This is a genomic window from Allobosea sp. TND4EK4 (assembly GCF_900156025.1).
GTDB lineage: Bacteria > Pseudomonadota > Alphaproteobacteria > Rhizobiales > Beijerinckiaceae > Allobosea.
Window position 1 is genome coordinate 866995 of the sequence record NZ_FTMO01000001.1, and the last position, 19247, is coordinate 886241.

The following is a 19247-nucleotide window of genomic DNA, read 5'->3' on the forward strand; positions in this document are numbered from 1 at the left end:
TTGTGAGGCGGGCCTTCGCGGCCCGCCTTCCGTTTTGGGACAGGCTCGACCGGGCCGACAGAGCGCGGCAATCGGCGCGGCGCATACGCGCTCAGCCGAGCAAGAGGGACCGACGTGCAGATCTACCTGCCCATAGCCGAGCTGCCCATCAGCGTGCTGATGGTGCTCGGCCTGAGCGGCGCGGTCGGGTTCATCTCCGGGCTCTTCGGCGTCGGCGGCGGATTTCTGCTGACGCCCTTCCTGATCTTCCTCGACATTCCCCCCGCCGTGGCGGTGGCGACCGTGGCGGCGCAGGTCGCCGGCTCCTCGATGACCGGCGTCCTCACCTATTTCCGGCGCAAGGCGCTCGACCTGAAGCTCGGCGGCATACTCGTTGCAGGCGGCCTGGTCGGCACCGTGCTCGGTGTGCTGTTCTTCAACACGATGCGCCGGCTCGGCCAGCTCGAGCTGGTGATCACGCTCTCCTATGTCACCCTGTTCTCGATCATCGGCGGGCTGATGCTCTACGATGCGCTGCGGGCGATGCTGCGCGTGCGCGCCGGCAAGCCGGCGCGGCTGAAACGCAAGGGCGGCACCCATCCCTGGTGGATGGGTCTGCCGCTGAGGCAGCGTTTCCGGCGCTCCGGGCTCTATTGCAGCGTGCTGCCGATCGCGCTGCTCGCCACCGTCATCGGCTTCATCGGGGCGGTGCTGGGCGTCGGCGGCGGCTTCATCCTCGTCCCGGCGCTGATCTATTTCTTCCGGATCCCGCCGGCGGTGGTGGTGGGCACCTCGCTGTTCCAGATTCTCGTGACGATGACGGGGGCAACGGTGCTGCACGCCGTCACCAACCAGTCCGTCGACATCATCCTGGCGGCCCTGCTGCTGGTCGGCGGCGTCATCGGCGCACAATTCGGGGGACGAGCAGCGCGCAACCTTAACGTCGAATCCTTCCGGCTGCTGCTGGCGCTGCTGATCGTCTCGGTCGGTCTTCGCTTCGCGGTCGAGCTGTTGCTTCCGCCGAGCGAACCCTTCTCGGTGGTGGTGCCGGAGAGCGCGCGATGAGGCGGCTCTTCGGGCTCATCATCGCGCTCTGCCTGACCCCGGCCGCCGCCCGATCCGAGACGCTCGTCGCGGCGATGTCGAGCCACCAGATCCAGATCACCTCGAACTATACCGGCAGCCAGCTGACGGTCTTCGGCCTCGTCGAGCGCGACGGGCGCAGCGTCTCGCGCGGAGATCCGCTCGATATCGCCATCACCGTGCGCGGCCCGCGCCGCATGCTACTGGTACGCGAGAAGGAGAGTCTCGGCCCGGTCTGGATCAACCGCACGCAGCGGCGCTTCCCCGACAGCCCGGTCTTCCTGTTCGTCGCCACAAACCGCCCGATCGCCGAGATGATGAGCCCGGTCATGGCCGAGCGCGGCCGGGTCGGCCTCGCCAATGCCGAGCGCTCGCCGCAGGCCTGGTTCGACGACGCGACCACGGCGCGCTTCCGCGACAGCCTGGTGCGGATCATGGAGAGCAAGGGCCTCTATGACTACCGCGAGCGCGGCGTGACCTTTCTGTCGAACGCGCTGTTCAGCGCGCCGGTCGACGTGCCAGCGACGGCGCCTACCGGCACCTATACGGTCGATGTGGTGCTCTATGCCGGCGGCGTGGCGCTGGCCCGGCAGCAGACCCATTTCGAAGTGATCAAGACGGGGGCGGAACAGCGGCTGGCCTCGGCCGCCTATGACTGGCCGGTCTTCTACGGCCTGGTCACGGTGCTGCTGGCCCTCTTCCTCGGCTGGGGATCGAGCGTGATCTTCCGCCGCGACTGACGGGTCAGCCGAGCAGCCCCGCATAGGGCAGGAAGGGTTGAAGGCTGCCCTCGCCTGCCTCCCCGGACTCTTCCGCCAGTTCGACAAGCCCATCCGATTGCGAGAGCGAGACCAGCGAGCCGGCCCCGATGCCGGGATGGCGGTGCGCGATCCAGCCGCCATTCGCGCCCGGCTGGAGCGAAGCACGCAGGAACTCCCGGCGGCCGGGCTGCTTGCGATGGGCAAAGCCGAGCGTCACCGTCAGGCGCTGCAGCGGCAGGCAGGCCGTGCCGGCGAGCCGGGCGATCACCGGGCGAGCCAGCAGCGCAAACGTCACGAAGACCGCGACGGGATTGCCAGGGAGCCCGATGAAGGGCGTCGTCCCGATACGCCCGAACGCCACCGGCTTGCCCGGCTTGATCGCGATGCGCCACAGATCGAGCGCGCCCTGCGCCGCCACCGCCGCCTTGACGTGATCCTCCTCGCCGACGGAGACCCCGCCCGAGGTCATCACCAGATCGCACCCTTGCGCGGCCTCGCCAAGCCGCTGCGCCAGCCTGTCCCTGTCATCGCGCAGGATGCCGAGATCGACAGGATCCGCACCCGCTCTCACGAGCAGCGCCCGCAGCATCGCGCGGTTGGCATCGTAGATCGCAGCCCCGGCGAGAGGCTGCCCGGGTTCGGTGAGCTCGTCGCCGGTCGAGAACAGCGCGACGCGCGGGCGGCGCAGCACGGCGACGCGCTCCAGCCCGAGTGCCGCGAGCAGGCCGACATCCTGTGGGCGCAAACGGTGACCGGCCGCGAAAACCGCCGCCCCCTGCGCCACATCCTCTCCCGCCGGCCTGATATGCGCGCCGGGACGCAGGCCGGGCGACAGGGTGATCCCGTCGCCCTCGCGCCGGACATGCTCCTGCATCGCGATGCTGTCAGCGCCTTCGGGGACCGGCGCGCCGGTGAAAATCCTGACGGCGCCGACGCCGGACAACAATGGCGCGGTCGCCCCGGCCGCCACGCGGCCCAGAACAGGCAGCCGGGTCTCCGCTGCCCGCGCGAGATCGGCATGGCGCAGCGCATAGCCGTCGACGGCGGCGTTCGCGAAAGGCGGCAACGGCAGCGGCGCCACGACGTCCCCGGCGAGGACGCGTCCATCGGCCTCGGCCAGCGGCAGCGCCGCTGGCTCGCCCACCGGCGTCACGGCGGCGAGTGCCAGTGCCGCGGCCTGCTCGATCGTCAGCAGCGTTTCGCCGGCCTCCTCGGCGCTCAGCCGCGCCATCGCGGCCTCCGCCAGATCTGGGCTGCGGCCCGCATCGGCACCCGCCTTTCCATTCCCTGCACCGCTCTTCTCTTCGGCGCGGGGGCCATGGCGGTCAAGCGCCGCATGGCCGCGCTGTTGCCGGTTGCGGGACAGGGAGCCTATGACACAGGGATGAAGACGATTCCGCTCGATCTGCGCGGCCTGAAATGCCCCCTGCCCGTGCTGCGGGTGCGCAAGGCGCTGGGCGAGGCCGCCGCCGGCAGCCTGCTGGTGGTGGAATGCACCGACCCGCTGACGTCGATAGACCTGCCGAACCTGATCCGCGAGACCGGGGACGCCATCGAGAGTCGGCCCGGCGAAGGGCCCGTCCTCGTCTTCCACATCCGCAAGACGGCCAGCGCCGACCCGAGGGAGCCGACCCCGTGAGCCTTTCCCAAGCCGACATCCTGCGGGCGCTCGAACTCGTGAAGCTGCCGGCAAGCGGGCAGTCGATCGCCGCCTCCGGCCGGGTGACCGACGTGCTGATCGACAACGGCAAGGTGATCTTCGCCATCGCCATCGACGCGACCGAGGCCTCGGCGATGGAGCCCGTGCGCAAGGCGGCGGAAAGTGCCGTCGGCGGCCTGCCGGGCGTGACACAGGTGCTGGTCGGGCTCACGGCCGACAAGGCGCCCTCCTCCGCCGCGGCGCAGGCGCGCCAGCAGGCGCAGCGTCCCGGGGGCCCGCCCAAGCCCGCCGGCGTACCGGGCGTCAAGCAGATCATCGCGGTGGCGAGCGGCAAGGGCGGCGTCGGCAAGTCGACCACCGCCGCCAATCTCGCGGTCGGCCTTTCGACGCTCGGCCTCAAGGTCGGCGTGCTCGATTCCGACATCTACGGCCCGTCCATGCCGAAGATCTTCGGCATCTCCGGCAAGCCGCAGGTCGTCTCCGGCCGCACGCTGGCGCCGATGGAGGCTTATGGGCTCAAGATCATGTCGATCGGCTTCCTCGTCGAGGAGGAGACGCCGATGATCTGGCGCGGGCCGATGGTGATCTCCGCCATCACCCAGATGCTGCGCGAAGTGGCCTGGGGCGATCTGGACGTGCTGGTCGTCGACATGCCGCCCGGCACCGGCGACGCGCAGCTCACCATGGCGCAGCAGGTCCCGCTGGCGGGCGCCGTCATCGTCTCGACGCCGCAGGACCTCGCGCTGCTCGATGCGCGCCGGGGCGTCGCGATGTTCCGCAAGGTCGCCGTGCCGATCCTCGGCCTGGTCGAGAACATGAGCTACTTCCTCTGCCCGGAATGCGGCCACCGCTCCGACATCTTCTCGCATGGCGGGGCGCGGCACGAGGCGGAGCGGCTCGGCATCCCGTTCCTCGGCGAGATCCCGCTGGCCATGCCGATCCGGGAAACCTCGGATGGCGGACGCCCGATCGTCGCCAGCGACCCCTCGAGCCCCCACGCCAAGGCCTATGTCGCGCTGGCGCGGCAGGTACAGGCGGCGCTGGGCGGCGCGGTCCGGGCTGCCCCTCGCATCGTCATCGAGTAGAACGCCGGCCGGCCAAAAGCCTCCGCTCAGGACTGCCTTGCGATATGCTCGGCCGTGGACAGGTCCTCGGGCGTGTTGATGTTGAAGAAGGGGTCGAACGGCTCCGCGGGCCATTCCGCCACCGCAACTCCCAAACGAGCCGTGACGGCGCCGAGACGCCGCTCGCCCGTCAGCAGCGCAGCGCGCAGATCGTCCCGCAGCGACACCGGCCACAGGCCGATCGCGTGATGCTGCCGGCCGGCCGAGCCGGCCGAGGCCAGCGGGGTCCCCGCCGCGGCGCGGGCCCGGTGCAGCCGCAGAACCAGATCAGCGGGAATGAAGGGCGTATCGGCTGCGACCGTGACGAGCCATTCGGTGCCGGAAGTGCTTCCCGCGAGCCAGTCCAGACCGGCCAGTATCCCAGCGAGGGGACCGGCAAAATCCGGGATCGTATCGGCCACGACCGGCAGGCCGTGAGCGGCGAACCGGGACTGGTCGCCATTGGCGTTGAGCAGAAGCCTGTCGCACTGCGGCTGGAGGCGTTCGACGACGTGAGACAGGAGCGGCCGGCCGCCGAGGCGCAGCAGCGGCTTGTCGCCGCCGCCCATGCGGCGGGAGAGCCCGCCAGCGAGGATCAGGCCAGGGGTCGGCGGTGCGGTCACGGGCATTGAAGGCGCTCAGGCCACGATCCGCAGCGCATCCAGCACCCAGCGCTCCACGGCGGCTTCATCGACCGGCAGCTCGCACCAGTCGTCTCCGGCGAAGTCGCGCCAGGCCGGGAGGAAGTCCCGCCGGACGGCGATCAACACCGGCAGGCCGGCGAGCAGGGTCTTCGCCACCTCGCCACGCAGCCCCTCGCCCAGCGCCTCCTGCTTGCCGAAGCGATTGACGAGGACGAGATCGGCGCGCGTGGCGAGCGCGCCTTCGAAAGCCGCCGAGGCAGCCGCCAGCCCGGCGGCATCCAGCCGGCACCCTTGCGCCGCCGCGCCGAGATCCTGGCTGATCGGAAAGCGCGTGCCGCTGCCCAGATCCTCGAGCGACATCGCCATGCAGCGGTCGGCGCAGAGCGGATCATTGTGCTGGACGACGCCGCCGAGGCGCAGCCCGCGCCGGCGCAGGCGGATCACGAGTCCCTGCATGAACCCATCGATGCCGAAGCCACCCGGATAGGGAATGGCCGCCAGGAAACTCATGTCGAGACCCTCATGGCCTGTCATCTCACGCGACAGCGATCCGCGCCAGCGCGCGCCACGCCGCAGCGGGGTGGCGAAATGCGCACAGTGTTGCCCGGCACCTACAGCAGCGGGCGGGCAGCCCCGCTAGGGTGCAGGCGGCTCGCACCGGAGGCCGGGCGGGCCCTCGGGCCTCTTGACAGCCAGCCGGAACGCATGAACCGCCAGCACTCGCCCGCCCCGCTCGATCCCGCGCTCGACGCCGCGATGCTGCTGCGGCGCATCGGCTTCGGCCTGCTGGCACTCGCCTTGCCGCTGCTGGCGCTGGTTTCCCGCCGGGCCGCCGTGCTTCTGGTGCCGATCGGCGTCGTCCTGCTCGTTATTGCCGCGATGATCGAAGAGCCCGGCCGCTTCCTGCGGACCCTGAAGGGCATCGTCCTCAGCCGCCCCGGCCTGATCCTGCTGGGCCTCGTCGGCTGGGCTCTGCTCTCGCTCGTCTGGAGCCCCTATCCTGCCCCTGCACTGGAAAAGGCCTTGAACCTCGCCACGGCCGTCGTGCTCGGACTGCTAGGCCTGTCGGCGCTGCCGGAGCGCATGCGCTCGTCCAACGTCAATCTCGTCGCGCTCGGCAACGGCGTGGCCGCGATCTTCGCCTTCGGGCTGATCATGGTGGCGCTGCTGCGCCAGACCGATGCACCGCCCGCCGCCGTGGAGCGCGGCGTCTCGATCGTCCTGATCATGGCCTGGCCGGCGCTGGCCTGGCTACTGTCGCGCGAGCGCGGCATGAGCGCCCTTGGCCTTGCTTTCGTGATCGGGCTGCTCGCGCTGACCCGTTTCGACGACGGCGAGACCATCCCGATGCTGTTCGGCGCCGTCGCCTTCGGGGCGGTGACCGCCAGCCGCGCCGCCGCGACGCGCACGATCGCGGCGATCGCCGCCGGGCTGATGCTGCTGGCGCCGCTCATTCCCTTCCTGCTCGCCCCGCTCGTGGTCGCGCTGCCGGACAGCGCCTCGGACCTCGCGCAGGCGATGTGGATCTGGGCCGACGTCATCCGGCAATCGCCCGTCGAGCTGATCACCGGCCATGGGCTCGATACGGTCCTGCGCGGGCAGATGATCGGCGTGCTGCCGCCGGCCGCGCCGGCCTCGCTGCTGTTCGAGACCTGGTACGAGCTCGGCCTCGTCGGCGCGGCCGCCGCGGCCGCCGGACTCTATTTCGCGATCCGTGCTGCCGGCCACATGCCCGGCGCACTCGCCGCCGGCGGCGTCGCGGCCTTCACCACGGCTTTCGCGCTGGGCGCGCTCGGTTTCGGCCCGCTGCTGCCATGGTGGCTGATGACGCTGACCGCCGTCATCCTGATGTTCAAGGCGGTGTCGAGCGGGCAGTACCGCACCGACCGCCCCGCCGTGCCGCTGCCGATGCGCGCGGCGAACCACGCCCGCCCCAAGGCCGGGCCGCCGCCGACCACGGCCTGAGCGGGACCGCTTCCCTCAGCGCGACAGATCGGCGATCAGGCTGCGGATGAAGGCCGTGCCGGCCTCGAGCTGCGCGACGGACAGGAACTCGTCCGGCTGATGCGCCTGGGCGATGTCGCCGGGGCCGCAGACCACCGTGGACCAGCCTGCGCGCTGGAACAGGCCACCCTCCGTGCCATAGGCGACGACATGGCGACCGTTGTCGCCGGTGAGGCGGCGGCAGAGTGCCTCGGCCGCGCCGTCCGTTTCCGGGCCCATGGCGGGGGTGTCGGAGGTCACCTCGAAATCGATGCCGGCTTCCGGCGCAATCGCCTTCATCGCAGGCTCGATCTCGGCGAGCTTGGCCTTGTAGAGCGCGACATAGTCCTCCTGCCGCTCGCCGGGGATGCAGCGCACCTCATGGGTGAAGCTGCAATGCTCGGCGGCGATGTTGACCGCCGTGCCACCCTCGACCACGCCGACATGCAGCGTCGAATAGGGCGGCTCGAAGCCATTGGTCGCCGGCGTCTGCGCCTTGTTGCGGGCCATCGTCTCGTTGTGCCAGTGGATCAGCTCGCCGGCGACCATCACGGCGGAAACGCCGACATCGATGCGGCTCGAATGCACGGCATGACCGCGCACCGTCGTGCGCATCCGCAGCCCGCCCTTATGCCCGGTGACCACCTTCATCATCGAGGGCTCGCCGACGATGACGGCGGAGGGGGAATACCCGTCCTTCGCCATCGCCTCGATCAGCACGCGCGCACCGCGGCAACCGACCTCCTCGTCATAGGACAGGGCGATGTGGATCGGCCGCTTCAACGGCGCCGCCAGCATCTCCGGCGCCAGGGCGAGGGCGATGGCGTCGAAGCCCTTCATGTCGCAGGTGCCGCGGCCGTAGAGCTTGCCGTCGCGCTCCGTCAGCGTCCAGGGATCCGAGGTCCAGGCCTGGCCGGCGACCGGCACGACGTCGGTATGGCCGGAGAGGACGACGCCGCCGGCCGCCTGCGCGCCGATCGTCGCATAGAGATTGGCTTTCTGCCCATCCGGGCTCGGCGCCAGCCGGCTCTCGACACCAAGACTTGCGAGATAGTCGCGGCAGAAATGGATGAGGTCGAGATTGCTGCGCTGCGACTCGGTGTTGAACGAGACCAGCTTTGCCAGCATCTCTTTAGGCGTCATCGTCACGAGGTGTTCTCCCAAAAGCCGGCCACAGGCAGGTTCCGTGCCGCAGGCTAGGCCCGCACGGCCCGCGGCGACAACCCGCACCGGCACATATGCTTGACGCGCGGGCCGCAGCCGCGCTCTCGTGCGGCGCCAAGCAAGAACTCTCCAGGAAACAGCAGCCCATGTCTTTCGACGTCACGCTTGCCGATGTTCAGGCGGCCGCCACACGCATCGCCGGCAAGATCAGGCGCACGCCAACCTTCCACAGCGCCGGCCTTTCGGCCAGGCTCGGCGTCGAGACCTGGGTGAAGGTCGAGGCGCTGCAACTGGGCGGCTCGTTCAAGGTGCGCGGCTGCTTCAACCGGTTGATGGGGCTGAGCGAGGCCGAACTGAAGCGCGGCGTCGTCACCGTCTCGGGCGGCAACCATGCCATCGCGCTGTCGCTGGTGGCCCGCAGCCTCGAGGCCCGGGCGCTGGTGCTGATGCCAAGGGCGACGCCGCCTCTCAACATCGAGCTGACCCGGCAGATGGGCGGCGAGGTCGAGCTTTGCGAGGATTCGGTCGAGGCTTTCGCCAAGGCGGAAGACTATGCCCGGCAGGGCATGATCCATGTCCATTCCTATGACGACCCTGCGATCATCGCCGGCCACGGCACGCTCGGGCTCGAACTGGCGACAGATGCCGGCGGGCGGCTCGACCATGTCTTCATCTCGATCGGCGGCGGCGGCTTTGCGGCCGGTGTCGGCGCGGCGCTGAAGGGGCTCGATCCAGCCATCCGCATCCACGGCGTCGAGACCGAGGGCGCGACGACGATGACGCAGGCGCTCGAAGCCGGAAAGCCGGTCGCGATCCGCCCGAGCTCGATCGCCCGCACGCTGGGCGCCCCCTTCGCGACGGAGCGGACGATGGCCGCGGCCCGCCAGTTCCTGGAGGAGATCGTCGTGGTGCCGGACGCCGAAGCGGTGCGCGAGATCGTCTGGGTCCTGCAGAACGGGCGCGTGCTGCTCGAACCCGCCGCGTCCTGCGTGGTCGCAGCAGCGCTCCGGCGCAAGGACAGCTTCAAGCCGGGCGAGCGCATCTGCCTCGTGCTCTGCGGCTCGAACGTCGCGCTCGACGACATTGCCCGCTGGCGGGCCGAATACGGGGTATGAACTGGCGCCGGTGCCGTGCTGGCGACAGGCGGCACGGCCCTCTTCCGTCGTTGCGAGCGGTAGCGAAGCAATCCAGGAGCGGCCGAACTCTACGCCTTCCTGGATTGCTTCGCTGACGCCTGCAATGACGATCGGCGATGTGTCGCGGGAGCGCGATCAGCGGTTGTTGCGGGCGAGGCGCGTGTAGTGCCTGCGCTGATAGGCCTTGGCGTAACGGGTGCCGCGCTTGTGGCCGTGCCAGGAGGCTTCGCGGGCACCGACATCGGCATGGACGAGGCCGTTGGAATAGGTCCCGACGCCTCCGACGGCCTCCAGCGAACGTGCGGCGGCGGCCGCCTTGCGCGGCGTGGTCTCCAGCGGGCGGAAGTCGATGGCGCGGCCGCTATAGTGCTGCGAGTGACGGGCATGGCGACCGCCGCAGGTCGAGGTGACCTCGATCGGGCCGATCTTGGCGACGAGATCGGTGATCATCGTCAGCGTCTCGGGTTTGAGGCAGTTCAGGTTTTTCACCTGGGGTTGAAAGGAAATCTTGTCGATGGGAGCGTCGGCCGAAGCGGCTCGAGGCAATAACGACAACGCAAACGCAAGCAACATCAATCGACGCATCATCATCCAGACATGTAGGGGAGATGTGAATGGCTACAGGCGGCATCGACGAGCCAGCCTGAACGGAGCGGCGGCTTCGCTATTGGCCCGACGTGACCAAATCAAGGCTGGCCCATTATTCTATTTCTGACCGCCGCTCCGCCTGATCGATCGAGACTCGACCAAACCCTTGGAAAGGAAGCGCTATCGAGCCGGCCATGCCATCTGAGCCCACCGCCCCAGCGTTGCCGGCTTGGACAGCCGCCCTTCGGCTGCGCTAGCTTCCAGCCACGGCACCCGTTTCTAGAACAGGCGGTGCCGACATCATCTCAGAGGACAAAAATGCCCAAGACCGAGATCATCGCGGCGCTGACCCCCGAAATCACCGCCATCCGCCGCGACATCCACCGCCATCCCGAGCTCATGTACGAGGTGCATCGCACCGCCGGGCTCGTCGCAGACAAGCTGAGGGAATGGGGAGTCGACGAAGTCGTCACCGGCATCGGCCAAACCGGCGTGGTCGGCGTGATCAAGGGCAAGGGTGCCGGCTCGGGCAAGGTGATCGGCCTGCGAGCCGACATGGACGCGTTGCCGATCCACGAACAGACCAATCTCGAGCATCGCTCGACCATCCCCGGCAAGATGCATGCATGCGGCCATGACGGGCACACCGCGATGCTGCTCGGCGCCGCCAAGTACCTGGCCGAGACCCGCGATTTCGACGGAACCGCCGTGCTGATCTTCCAGCCGGCCGAGGAAGGCGGCGCCGGCGCCAAGGCGATGATCGATGATGGGCTGATCACCCGCTTCGGCATCCAGGAGGTCTACGGCATGCACAACAAGCCGGGCGTGCCGATCGGCCGCTTCGAGATCGCCAAGGGGCCGGCCATGGCCGCGGCCGACCGCATCCACATCAAGATCGAGGGCCTGGGCGGGCATGCCGCCGCGCCGCATCGCGTCAACGACCCGATCGTTGCCTCCTGCGCGCTGGTCAGCGCGCTGCAGACCGTCGCCTCGCGCAACGTCAACCCGCTGGACTCGATCGTCGTCTCGGTCACGGCTCTGAATGCCGGCGAGGCCTTCAACGTCATTCCGCAGACGGCGGAGATCAAGGGCTCGGTGCGGACGCTGACTCCCGAAGCCCGCGAGATCGCGCAGAAGCGCATCACGGAAATCGTCGAGGGCGTGATGAAGGCCTTCGGCATGAAGTACGAGCTGGAATACCATCTCGGCTATCCGGTGACCTTCAACCATCACGGCCAGACCGACTTCGTCGCCGGCCTCGCGAAACAGGTTTTCGGCTCGGATTCGATCACCACCGACGTGCCGCCGACGATGGGATCGGAGGATTTCTCCTACATGCTGGAGGAACGCCCAGGCGCCTTCATCAATATCGGCAACGGCGAATCCGCAGGGCTGCACCACCCGGCCTACGAGTTCAACGACGCGGCGATTCCCGTGGGCGTGAGCTATTGGGCCAGCCTGATCGAGACCGCCATGCCGCAGCGCGCGGCCTGACGCGCTCGCGATGAGCGATATCGATTGCCTGGTGATCGGGGCCGGCGTCGTCGGCCTCGCGGTGGCCCGCGAACTCGCGCTCGCGGGGCGGGAGGTCGTCATCGCCGAGGCGGCGGACCGCATCGGCACGCAGACCTCGGCGCGTAATTCCGAGGTCATCCATGCCGGGATCTATTATCCGCCCGGCTCGCTCAAAGCGCGCGTCTGCGTGGAGGGGCGCAAGCGCCTCTACGCCTATCTCCAGGAACGCGGCCTGCCTCACAAGACCTGCGGCAAGCTGATCGTCGCCACGTCGGAAAGCCAGAAGCCGGCACTGGAGACGATCATGGCCCGCGCCCGGGCCTCGGGCGTCGATACGTTGCGCTGGCTCTCGGGCGCCGAGGCGAAGGCGATGGAACCGGAGGTGCGCTGCGAGATCGCCCTGCTCTCGCCCAAGACCGGGGTGGTCGACAGCCATGCGCTGATGCTCTCGCTGCTGGGCGAGTGCGAGGCGGCAGGCGGCTCGCTGGCGCTGAACACGCCGATCACCGGCTGGCGGCGCGACGGCGACGGCTTCCTCGTCGATTTCGGCGGGGACGACCCCGCGAGCTATACGGTGCGCATGGCCGTGAATGCGGCCGGGCATGGCGCGCCGAGGCTGCTGGGCCTGCTCGAGGGCTTCCCCGCCGCGCATGTGCCGGCCCAGCACTATGCCAAGGGCAATTACTTCGCGCTGACCGGGCGGCAGCCCTTCTCGCATCTGGTCTATCCGGTGCCGGAGGCGGCGGGGCTCGGCATCCATGCCACGATCGACATGGGCGGGCGGGTGAAGTTCGGGCCCGATGTCGAATGGGTGCAGAGTGATCAGGATCTGATCGTCGATCCCGCGCGCGCCGAGCGCTTCTATGCCGCGATCCGGACCTATTGGCCGGCGCTGCCGGACGGGGCGCTCGTCGCGGATTATGCCGGCATTCGCCCGAAGCTGCACGGACCGACCGAGCCGATGCCGGATTTCCGCATCGACGGTCCGGTGGTGCATGGCGTGCCGGGCCTCGTCAACCTGCTCGGCATCGAAAGCCCCGGCCTGACGAGTTCGCTGGCAATCGCGGCGCTGGTGGCCGAGGCCCTGCGCTAGCCGTCGGAAGCCATCAGAGCGGTTGCGCGCCCGAGCGCGCGCACCATTCCTCCAGCCGCGCCTTCATCACGCGATCATAGCCCGGCGCGAGATCGTCCTCGCTGAGCCGTTCGACTTCCTCGAAGCCGAACTGCGCTTCGCCATGCGCCCCCCACGCCGCCTGCAACGAGGCATGGCGATGCGTGCCGTTGCGGAGCGTGAACCAGATGCGGTTGCGGATCGTGGCGAGGTCGGGGGCGTGTCCGAGCCAGCGTTCCTGCGTCGGCGAGCAGGTGATCAGAAACAGGCCGGGGGCGTTCTTGCGTTCCTTATAGGCCGTGATCGCGGCCTTTCGGGCATCGTTCTGCATGTCATGAGGTCCTTTCACTCCCCCAAATATCACCCGGGCAATATTGACTCAAGTATTTTATCCGGGCAATAAATGCGGATCCAGGAGGCCCCGTGACGATCCCGACCACCCCATCCTTCGCCGTGTTCGACGGCACGACCCTGCTGGCGCGCGGCGCCAAAGAGGCTGTCGTCTCTGCGGTACGCAAACGCCTGTCCGAGCAGCCGGAGGCGCAAATCCTGGCCTTCGACGACCGGACGGGTCAGGTGCTGGACCTCGATCTGCGCGAGACGCTTGCAACTCCGGCCGGCGCTGCGCCGGAAACCGGGGCGCGCGGACGCGGGCGGCCGAAGCTCGGCGTCATCGCGCGCGAGGTCACCTTGCTGCCGCGGCATTGGGAGTGGCTGGCGGCGCAGCCGGGCGGCGCCTCCCCCGCCTTGCGCCGGCTGATCGACGAAGCGCGGCGCGGCGAGCGCGGCCAGACCCAGGCCCGGCTCGCCCAGGAGGCCGCCTATCGCTTCATGACCGCACTCGCCGGAGATCTGCCCGGTTACGAAGAGGCGCTACGGGCCCTGTTCGCCGGCGACGAAACGCATTTTGCGACGTTGATCGCGGGCTGGCCCGTCGATGTGCGGACCTATGCCCATGAACTGGCCTGGGGCTCGCTGCGGGAGGAGCGCTAGGCGCGCACCTTGGCGAAGGCCTCTTTCGCCTCGCGGGCCAGCGTCGTGATGCGGTTCCAGTCGCCGGCAGCGATGGCATCGGCGGGGACGAACCATGAGCCGCCGACGCAGATCACCTGCGGCAGAGCGAGATAGTCGCCGATGTTCTTCAGGCCGACGCCGCCAGTCGGGCAGAAGCTCATCTGCGGGAAGGGGCCGGAAAGGGCCTTCAGCGCCGGCGGGCCACCGGCCTGCTCGGCCGGGAAGAACTTCGCGGTGGTGCGCCCCGCTGCGACTGCGCGCATGCAATCGGACGCGGTGGCGACGCCCGGCAGCCAGGGCAGGTTCGCCTTGCGCAACGCTTCATCGACCGCCTCGGAGAAGCCGGGGCTGACCACGGCCTGCGCTCCGGCATCCTTGACCTGCTGAACCTGAGCGGGCGTCACCACCGTGCCGGCGACAGCCAGCGCCTGTGGCACCGACCTCGCGATGGCGGTGAGCGCATCCATCGCGGCCGGGCGGCGCAGCGTGACCTCGACGACGTCGATGCCGCCGGCGACGAGGGCGTGCGCCAGGTCGATCGCGCGCGAGGCGTCCTCGATCACCACGACGGGAATCACGCCACAGGCTTCGAGGCGGGCAATCGCAGCGGTCTCGTCCATCGTCGGCGTCTTTCAATCGTTTGAACGGCTGCGCGCGGTCTACTCTTTCGCCCAGTAGACGTCGAGGCCCTGCGGGCGGTCGAGGAGGATGTCGACGGGCAGCGGCTCGGGGCGGTCCGGGGCTGCCTTCAGCACGGCCTCCTTCTCGCGGCCCGAGACCAGCAGGCTCGCCCAGCCCGCGCCAGCGAGACGCGCCGGAGACAGGGAGAGACGCGGCGGCAGGCCGGGCGGCGTGGCAATGCAGATGCCACTGTCGGGTCGCGCTCCAAAGCGCGCCTCCTCGCCGGGGAACAGCGAGGCGATGTGGCCGTCAGTACCCATGCCGCTGACGACGAGATCCAGCGGCGGCTGGCTCGCGAGTTCGGAGGCTAGCGCGGCGGCGGCCGCCTCGATGTCTTGGCCACGGCCATGGAAGGACAGGAAGCGGACCCGCCCGTCGCGCAGCGGCGCGAATTGCGCACGGATCATGCGTTCGTTTGAGGCCGGATCGTCGGCCGCAACGAAGCGCTCGTCGGTCGGCAGCAGCGTGACACTCTCCCAGGCGAGATCGCGGGTGCCGAGCGCTGCGAGGAAGCGCGCCGGCGTCGTGCCGCCGGGCACGACCAGCGAAGCCCTGCCCTGGCCCGCCAGCAGCGCGCGCAGGCGGATGGCGACGGCCTCGGCGAGCGCCTCCGAGGCATCGGCCAGGGTCGCGAAGCGGTGCCAGGCGACGGGACCTTGCGGCTGCATCACTCGAAGTCCGGATCGGCCCAGGAGCGGCCCTCGCGCTCGATCAGCCCGATCGCCTGCGAAGGCCCCCAGGAGCCGGCGGCGTAGCGATGGGGATGGGGGGCGTATTCCTGCCAGCCGGCGATGATCGGATCGACCCAGCGCCAGGCCTGCTCGACCTCGTCGCGATGCATGAACAGCGTCTGGTCGCCGCGGATGACGTCCGTCAGCAGGCGCTCATAGGCGTCGGGCGTGCGCTCGTCGAAGGCGGTGGAATAGCGCAGGTCGAGCTGGCGCGGCACGATCTTGAGCCGGCCCGAGCCCGGCACCTTCATCATCAGCTGGAGCTGGACGCCGTCATTGGGCTGCAGGCGGATCAGCAGGCGGTTGGCATAGAGCTTGTCGCAGGAACCGCCGCCGAAGATCGAATGCGGCACCGGCTTGAAGGTGACGACGATCTCCGAATAGCGCTGTGCCATGCGCTTGCCGGTGCGCAGATAGATCGGCACGCCGGCCCAGCGCCAGTTGTCGAGCTCGCAGCGGATCGAGACGAAGGTCTCGGTGTTGCTGAGATGGCCGAGTTCGTCGGCATAGCCGCGCACGCGCTGGCCGTCGATCTGGCCGGAGCCATACTGGCCGCGCACCGTATAGCGCTCGACATCGGGCCCGACGATCGGGCGCAGTGCCTTCAGAACCTTGATCTTCTCGTCGCGGACCGCGCCGGCCTCGAGCAGGTTGGGCGGTTCGATGGCGAAGAGGGTGAGCAACTGCATGAGATGGTTCTGCACCATGTCGCGCATCTGCCCGGCCTTGTCGTAATAGCCGGCACGGCTTTCGAGCCCCACCGTCTCGGCGACGGTGATCTGGACATGGTCGATGTCGCGGCCGGTCCAGGAGCGTTCGAACAGCGTGTTGGCGAAGCGCAGCACAAGCAGGTTCTGCACCGTCTCCTTCCCGAGATAGTGATCGATGCGATAGGTGCTGCTTTCCGGGAATATCCGCGCCACCGCGTCATTGATCTCGCGAGCCGAGGCCAGGTCGTGCCCGAGCGGCTTTTCGAGAATCACACGCGAGGTCGGCGTGCGGATGTCGGCCTTGGCGAGGTTCTCGCAGATCGGAATGAAGAGGTCCGGCGGCGTCGAGAGATAGAAGGAGCGCACCCGCTCGGAATCGCCGAGTGCGGTCTTCAAGGCGACATAGGTCTCCGGCTTCAGCGCATCGAGCAGCACCATCGTCAGGCGCTTGAGGAAGGACCCCACGTCCCCCTTCGGAATGCCCTCCTCCTGCAGCCGCTTGGCGATCTGCTCGGGCAACCCCTCGACATCCTCCTGCTTGCGAACGACGGCGAGGATGCGGCTTTCCTCGGGCAGAACGCCCTCGCGGTTGCGCTGCCCCAATGCCGGGAAAAGCTTGCGCATGGCAAGATCGCCCCCGGCGCCGAAGATCACGAGGTCGAAGGGCGGGACGGGCGTCCGCTCCGGAATGGTCTCCGGGCGAAGCTCACGATCAGCAGCGACATCCATGGGTGGTCGAACTCCCGGCAACGAAGCTTGTTCGCATCAGCGAAGGCTGCGGCGACATTGGGGCGGTTCGCACCGAATGGCAAAGGCCGAAAGCCGCAGGGTCCCTGCCGGCGCCTCAACCGGCGCGGCGGAAACCCTCGCTCGCCGTCAGGAGCTGCTGCGCATAGGCGGTCTGCGGCTTGCGGGCAGCCAGAGCCTCGACATCCATCTCCTCGACGCAGCGGCCGAACTGCATCACCATCAGCCGCTCGCACATATGCCCGACGACGGCCAGGTCGTGGCTGACGAGGATATAGGTCAGGTTGCGCTCCTTGCGGATCGCAGAGAGCAGGTTCAGCACCTCGGCCTGGATCGAGACGTCGAGCGCGGAGGTCGGCTCGTCGAGCAGCAGGATCGGTGGCTCGAGCACGAGCGCCCGCGCGATGGCGACGCGCTGGCGCTGCCCGCCGGACAACTGGTGCGGAAAGCGGAAGCGGAAGGAGGCCGGCAGGCCGACATCCGACAGCGCCCGGCCGATGCGGGCCTGCGCATCGCCGATACCATGGATGGCGAGCGGCTCGGCCAGCGCGTCGTCCACCGTCTTCTTGGGGTGCAGCGAACCGTACGGATCCTGGAAGACCATCTGCACCGCACGGTGGAAGGCCTTGCCGCGATGTTTCGGCTGGCTCTTGCCCTCGATCGCGACCTGCCCGCTCCACTCGTGATTGAGGCCCGAAAGCACGCGCAGCACGGTAGATTTCCCGGAACCCGATTCGCCGACGAGGCCGTAGCTCTCGCCGGGGCGGACCTCGAAGGACAGGTCCTTCACGACATGGGAGTCGCCGAAGGAGACGTTCAGCTTGTCGACGGAGATCGCGGCAGTCGTCATGCCAGCCAGGCCGGGTCGCGAGTGAGGGTGGCGAGCTTGGCCTGCGGATGGTCGAGATCCGGCAGGCAGCCGAGCAGGCCGCGTGTGTAGGGGTGGCGGCGATCCCGAGCGGAGAGATCGGCCAGTTCGGCGGCCGGCAGCGTCTCCATGACCTTGCCGCCATACATCACGATGACCCGGTCGCAGAAGGACTGCACGAGATGCAGATCGTGGCTGATGAAGATCAGCCCCATGCCGCGCTCGCTGACCAGTTCGTCGAGGATTTTGAGGATCTGGAGCTGCACGGTGACGTCGAGCGCCGAGGTCGGCTCGTCCGCGATCAGGATCTCCGGCTCGGCGATGAGCATCATCGCGATCATGACGCGCTGGCCCATGCCGCCGGAAACCTCGTGCGGATAGAGGTCGTAGACGCGGGCCGGCTCACGGATCTGCACCGCTTCGAGCATGGCGAGGCTGCGCTCGCGCGCCTCGCGACCGCCGGCCTTGCGGTGGATGCGATAGGCCTCGGCGATCTGGTTACCGACGGTCTCGACCGGGTTCAGCGAGAACTTCGGGTCCTGCATCACCATGGAGATGTGGCGGCCGCGCAGCTTCCGGCGCTCCTTGCGCTCCATCTGCACGAGGTCGCGGCCGCGGAACGCCATGCGGTCCGCCGTCACCACTCCAGGATGGGGGATCAGGTCGAGGATGGCGCGGCCGGTCATCGACTTGCCGGAACCGGACTCGCCAACGATGCCGAGTCGCTCTCGGCCGAGCGAGAAGGAGAGCCCGCGCACGGCGTGGACGATGCCCGTGGCGGTGTGGAAATCGACCTTGAGGTTGTCGACCTCGAGCAGCGGCGGCTCGCCGGCCATGGGCGCGCGAATCTCCGTCATCGGGCGTCCATCACGTCGCGCAGGCCGTCGCCCAGCAGGTTGAAGCCGAGCGCGACCACGCAGATCGCCAGGCCGGGGAAGGTCGCGACCCACCATTGGTCGAAGATCTGCTCGCGCCCGGCCGAGATCATCGCGCCCCATTCGGGAATCGGCGGCTGCGCGCCCAAGCCCAGGAAGCCCAGACCGGCCGCGGTGAGGATGATGCCGGCCATGTCGAAGGTGGTCCGCACGATCAGGGAGGGCATGCACATCGGCACGACATGACGCCAGACGATGCGCCATTGCGAGGCGCCCTGGAGCCGCACCGCGGAGATATAATCGGCCTTGCGGATGACCAGCGTCTCGGCCCGCGCCACCCGCGCATAGGGCGGCCAGGCCGTGAAGGCGATGGCGATGACGGCGTTCTCCAGCCCCGGCCCGAGCGCGGCAACGAAGGCGAGCGCCAGAACCAGGCGCGGAAAGGCGAGGAACACGTCGGTGATGCGCATCAGCACCGTGTCCACCCAGCCGCCGAGATAACCCGCAGCACAGCCGATCAGCAGGCCGATGGGGCCGACCGTGATGACGACCAGCAGCACGATGACGAGCGTCACGCGCGTCCCGTAGACGACGCGACTGAAGATATCGCGGCCAAGGGCGTCGGTGCCGAACCAGTTGGCCGATGAAGGTGGCCTCAGGCGCTCGCCCAGCGACTGGACCAGAGGATCGTAAGGTGCGACCAGCGGGGCAAAGGCCGCGACCAGCAGCAGGCCCAGCACGATGAAAAGCCCGGCCATCGCCGCGGGATTGCGCCGCAGGGCGAGCCATTGCCGGTAGAGCTGGCCCAGACGGGCCTGTCGTCGCGAGCCCGGTTCGTTGGTGATCAGCCAGTCGTGCCAGCCGCCGGACTTCAGGGAGGTGTCGCTCATTCTC

The 19247-nt window shown here is 68.9% G+C and carries 21 protein-coding genes; 9 read left to right on the plus strand and 12 right to left on the minus strand.

Annotated elements, in window-relative coordinates:
* Positions 1-114: 114 nt before the first annotated feature.
* Entirely contained in the window at positions 115-1044 is a 930-nt protein-coding gene (locus BW981_RS04165) for a sulfite exporter TauE/SafE family protein (protein ID WP_076436413.1), read from the plus strand.
* The gene (locus tag BW981_RS04170; RefSeq protein ID WP_076436415.1) at positions 1041-1802 is read left to right on the plus strand and encodes a TIGR02186 family protein; all 762 of its coding nucleotides are present in this window, start codon (positions 1041-1043) and stop codon (positions 1800-1802) included. Before BW981_RS04165 ends, BW981_RS04170 begins: the two co-directional genes overlap by 4 nt.
* Positions 1803-1806: 4 nt before the next feature.
* On the opposite strand, the gene glp is transcribed toward BW981_RS04170, so the two are convergent.
* On the minus strand, positions 1807-3054 hold the full coding sequence (gene glp / locus BW981_RS04175; protein WP_076436417.1) for a molybdopterin molybdotransferase MoeA: 1248 nt from the start codon (positions 3052-3054) through the stop codon (positions 1807-1809).
* Positions 3055-3207: 153 nt separating this feature from the next.
* Here glp and BW981_RS04180 point away from each other — a divergent pair, with 153 nt between their 5' ends.
* Positions 3208-3462: a sulfurtransferase TusA family protein gene (locus tag BW981_RS04180; RefSeq protein WP_076436840.1), complete on the plus strand. Its 255-nt coding sequence runs from the start codon at positions 3208-3210 to the stop codon at positions 3460-3462.
* Positions 3459-4568: an Mrp/NBP35 family ATP-binding protein gene (locus BW981_RS04185; protein ID WP_076436418.1), complete on the plus strand. Its 1110-nt coding sequence runs from the start codon at positions 3459-3461 to the stop codon at positions 4566-4568. Before BW981_RS04180 ends, BW981_RS04185 begins: the two co-directional genes overlap by 4 nt.
* A gap of 26 nt (positions 4569-4594) precedes the next feature.
* On the opposite strand, the gene mobA is transcribed toward BW981_RS04185, so the two are convergent.
* A complete protein-coding gene (mobA, locus tag BW981_RS04190) occupies positions 4595-5215 on the minus strand; it encodes a molybdenum cofactor guanylyltransferase MobA (protein WP_175624032.1) in 621 nt (206 codons plus the stop codon).
* 9 nt (positions 5216-5224) lie between these two features.
* Positions 5225-5740: a DUF2478 domain-containing protein gene (locus BW981_RS04195; RefSeq protein ID WP_175624033.1), complete on the minus strand. Its 516-nt coding sequence runs from the start codon at positions 5738-5740 to the stop codon at positions 5225-5227.
* Positions 5741-5935: 195 nt separating this feature from the next.
* On the opposite strand from BW981_RS04195, the gene BW981_RS04200 reads away from it, so the two are divergent.
* Complete coding sequence (locus BW981_RS04200; protein WP_076436421.1) at positions 5936-7195, plus strand: hypothetical protein; 1260 nt, start codon at positions 5936-5938, stop codon at positions 7193-7195.
* Positions 7196-7210: 15 nt separating this feature from the next.
* Here BW981_RS04200 and argE read toward each other — a convergent pair whose 3' ends face one another.
* Positions 7211-8356 (minus strand): acetylornithine deacetylase, encoded by a 1146-nt coding sequence (argE, locus tag BW981_RS04205; protein WP_076436423.1) that lies wholly within the window; start codon positions 8354-8356, stop codon positions 7211-7213.
* Positions 8357-8523: 167 nt separating this feature from the next.
* Between argE and BW981_RS04210 the strand changes: the two genes are divergently transcribed.
* Positions 8524-9492 (plus strand): threonine ammonia-lyase, encoded by a 969-nt coding sequence (locus tag BW981_RS04210; RefSeq protein ID WP_076436425.1) that lies wholly within the window; start codon positions 8524-8526, stop codon positions 9490-9492.
* Between the two features lie 156 nt (positions 9493-9648).
* Here BW981_RS04210 and BW981_RS04215 read toward each other — a convergent pair whose 3' ends face one another.
* Positions 9649-9963: a DUF882 domain-containing protein gene (locus tag BW981_RS04215; protein WP_175624034.1), complete on the minus strand. Its 315-nt coding sequence runs from the start codon at positions 9961-9963 to the stop codon at positions 9649-9651.
* A gap of 456 nt (positions 9964-10419) precedes the next feature.
* Between BW981_RS04215 and BW981_RS04220 the strand changes: the two genes are divergently transcribed.
* Positions 10420-11595 carry a M20 aminoacylase family protein gene (locus tag BW981_RS04220; protein ID WP_076436427.1) on the plus strand — a complete coding sequence of 392 codons (1176 nt, stop codon included), beginning with the start codon at positions 10420-10422 and terminating at the stop codon, positions 11593-11595.
* 10 nt (positions 11596-11605) lie between these two features.
* Positions 11606-12709: an NAD(P)/FAD-dependent oxidoreductase gene (locus BW981_RS04225; protein WP_076436429.1), complete on the plus strand. Its 1104-nt coding sequence runs from the start codon at positions 11606-11608 to the stop codon at positions 12707-12709.
* A 13-nt stretch (positions 12710-12722) separates the two neighbouring features.
* On the opposite strand, the gene BW981_RS04230 is transcribed toward BW981_RS04225, so the two are convergent.
* Complete coding sequence (locus tag BW981_RS04230) at positions 12723-13058, minus strand: GIY-YIG nuclease family protein (RefSeq protein ID WP_076436430.1); 336 nt, start codon at positions 13056-13058, stop codon at positions 12723-12725.
* A gap of 92 nt (positions 13059-13150) precedes the next feature.
* Here BW981_RS04230 and BW981_RS04235 point away from each other — a divergent pair, with 92 nt between their 5' ends.
* On the plus strand, positions 13151-13720 hold the full coding sequence (locus BW981_RS04235) for a DUF2239 family protein (protein ID WP_076436432.1): 570 nt from the start codon (positions 13151-13153) through the stop codon (positions 13718-13720).
* Here BW981_RS04235 and eda read toward each other — a convergent pair.
* The 6 genes from eda to nikC all read right to left on the minus strand — a co-directional run bounded on the left by eda (position 13717) and on the right by nikC (position 19243).
* A complete protein-coding gene (eda, locus tag BW981_RS04240; protein ID WP_076436434.1) occupies positions 13717-14361 on the minus strand; it encodes a bifunctional 4-hydroxy-2-oxoglutarate aldolase/2-dehydro-3-deoxy-phosphogluconate aldolase in 645 nt (214 codons plus the stop codon). The two genes, BW981_RS04235 and eda, sit on opposite strands and share 4 nt — an antisense overlap.
* Positions 14362-14400: 39 nt before the next feature.
* Positions 14401-15090 carry a 6-phosphogluconolactonase gene (locus BW981_RS04245; protein WP_076436435.1) on the minus strand — a complete coding sequence of 230 codons (690 nt, stop codon included), beginning with the start codon at positions 15088-15090 and terminating at the stop codon, positions 14401-14403.
* The gene (gene zwf, locus BW981_RS04250) at positions 15090-16592 is read right to left on the minus strand and encodes a glucose-6-phosphate dehydrogenase (RefSeq protein ID WP_076436437.1); all 1503 of its coding nucleotides are present in this window, start codon (positions 16590-16592) and stop codon (positions 15090-15092) included. Before zwf ends, BW981_RS04245 begins: the two co-directional genes overlap by 1 nt.
* Positions 16593-16707: 115 nt before the next feature.
* On the minus strand, positions 16708-17460 hold the full coding sequence (locus BW981_RS04255; RefSeq protein ID WP_076436439.1) for an ABC transporter ATP-binding protein: 753 nt from the start codon (positions 17458-17460) through the stop codon (positions 16708-16710).
* Positions 17457-18335, minus strand: a complete 879-nt coding sequence (locus BW981_RS04260; protein WP_244560207.1) for an ABC transporter ATP-binding protein — start codon at positions 18333-18335, stop codon at positions 17457-17459. Before BW981_RS04260 ends, BW981_RS04255 begins: the two co-directional genes overlap by 4 nt.
* On the minus strand, positions 18332-19243 hold the full coding sequence (gene nikC, locus BW981_RS04265) for a nickel transporter permease (RefSeq protein ID WP_076436441.1): 912 nt from the start codon (positions 19241-19243) through the stop codon (positions 18332-18334). The genes BW981_RS04260 and nikC overlap by 4 nt, the downstream gene beginning before the upstream one ends.
* Positions 19244-19247 lie beyond the last annotated feature (4 nt).

Coding starts and splice junctions, on each gene's coding strand:
- BW981_RS04170 (WP_076436415.1), top strand. CDS start 1,041: ATGAGGCGGCTCTTCGGGCTCATCATCGCGCTCTGCCTGACCCCGGCC.
- glp (WP_076436417.1), bottom strand. CDS start 3,054: ATGGCGCGGCTGAGCGCCGAGGAGGCCGGCGAAACGCTGCTGACGATC.
- BW981_RS04180 (WP_076436840.1), top strand. CDS start 3,208: ATGAAGACGATTCCGCTCGATCTGCGCGGCCTGAAATGCCCCCTGCCC.
- mobA (WP_175624032.1), bottom strand. CDS start 5,215: ATGCCCGTGACCGCACCGCCGACCCCTGGCCTGATCCTCGCTGGCGGG.
- BW981_RS04195 (WP_175624033.1), bottom strand. CDS start 5,740: ATGAGTTTCCTGGCGGCCATTCCCTATCCGGGTGGCTTCGGCATCGAT.
- BW981_RS04200 (WP_076436421.1), top strand. CDS start 5,936: ATGAACCGCCAGCACTCGCCCGCCCCGCTCGATCCCGCGCTCGACGCC.
- argE (WP_076436423.1), bottom strand. CDS start 8,356: ATGACGCCTAAAGAGATGCTGGCAAAGCTGGTCTCGTTCAACACCGAG.
- BW981_RS04210 (WP_076436425.1), top strand. CDS start 8,524: ATGTCTTTCGACGTCACGCTTGCCGATGTTCAGGCGGCCGCCACACGC.
- BW981_RS04215 (WP_175624034.1), bottom strand. CDS start 9,963: ATGATCACCGATCTCGTCGCCAAGATCGGCCCGATCGAGGTCACCTCG.
- BW981_RS04220 (WP_076436427.1), top strand. CDS start 10,420: ATGCCCAAGACCGAGATCATCGCGGCGCTGACCCCCGAAATCACCGCC.
- BW981_RS04225 (WP_076436429.1), top strand. CDS start 11,606: ATGAGCGATATCGATTGCCTGGTGATCGGGGCCGGCGTCGTCGGCCTC.
- BW981_RS04230 (WP_076436430.1), bottom strand. CDS start 13,058: ATGCAGAACGATGCCCGAAAGGCCGCGATCACGGCCTATAAGGAACGC.
- eda (WP_076436434.1), bottom strand. CDS start 14,361: ATGGACGAGACCGCTGCGATTGCCCGCCTCGAAGCCTGTGGCGTGATT.
- BW981_RS04245 (WP_076436435.1), bottom strand. CDS start 15,090: ATGCAGCCGCAAGGTCCCGTCGCCTGGCACCGCTTCGCGACCCTGGCC.
- zwf (WP_076436437.1), bottom strand. CDS start 16,592: ATGGATGTCGCTGCTGATCGTGAGCTTCGCCCGGAGACCATTCCGGAG.
- BW981_RS04255 (WP_076436439.1), bottom strand. CDS start 17,460: ATGACGACTGCCGCGATCTCCGTCGACAAGCTGAACGTCTCCTTCGGC.
- BW981_RS04260 (WP_244560207.1), bottom strand. CDS start 18,335: ATGACGGAGATTCGCGCGCCCATGGCCGGCGAGCCGCCGCTGCTCGAG.
- nikC (WP_076436441.1), bottom strand. CDS start 19,243: ATGAGCGACACCTCCCTGAAGTCCGGCGGCTGGCACGACTGGCTGATC.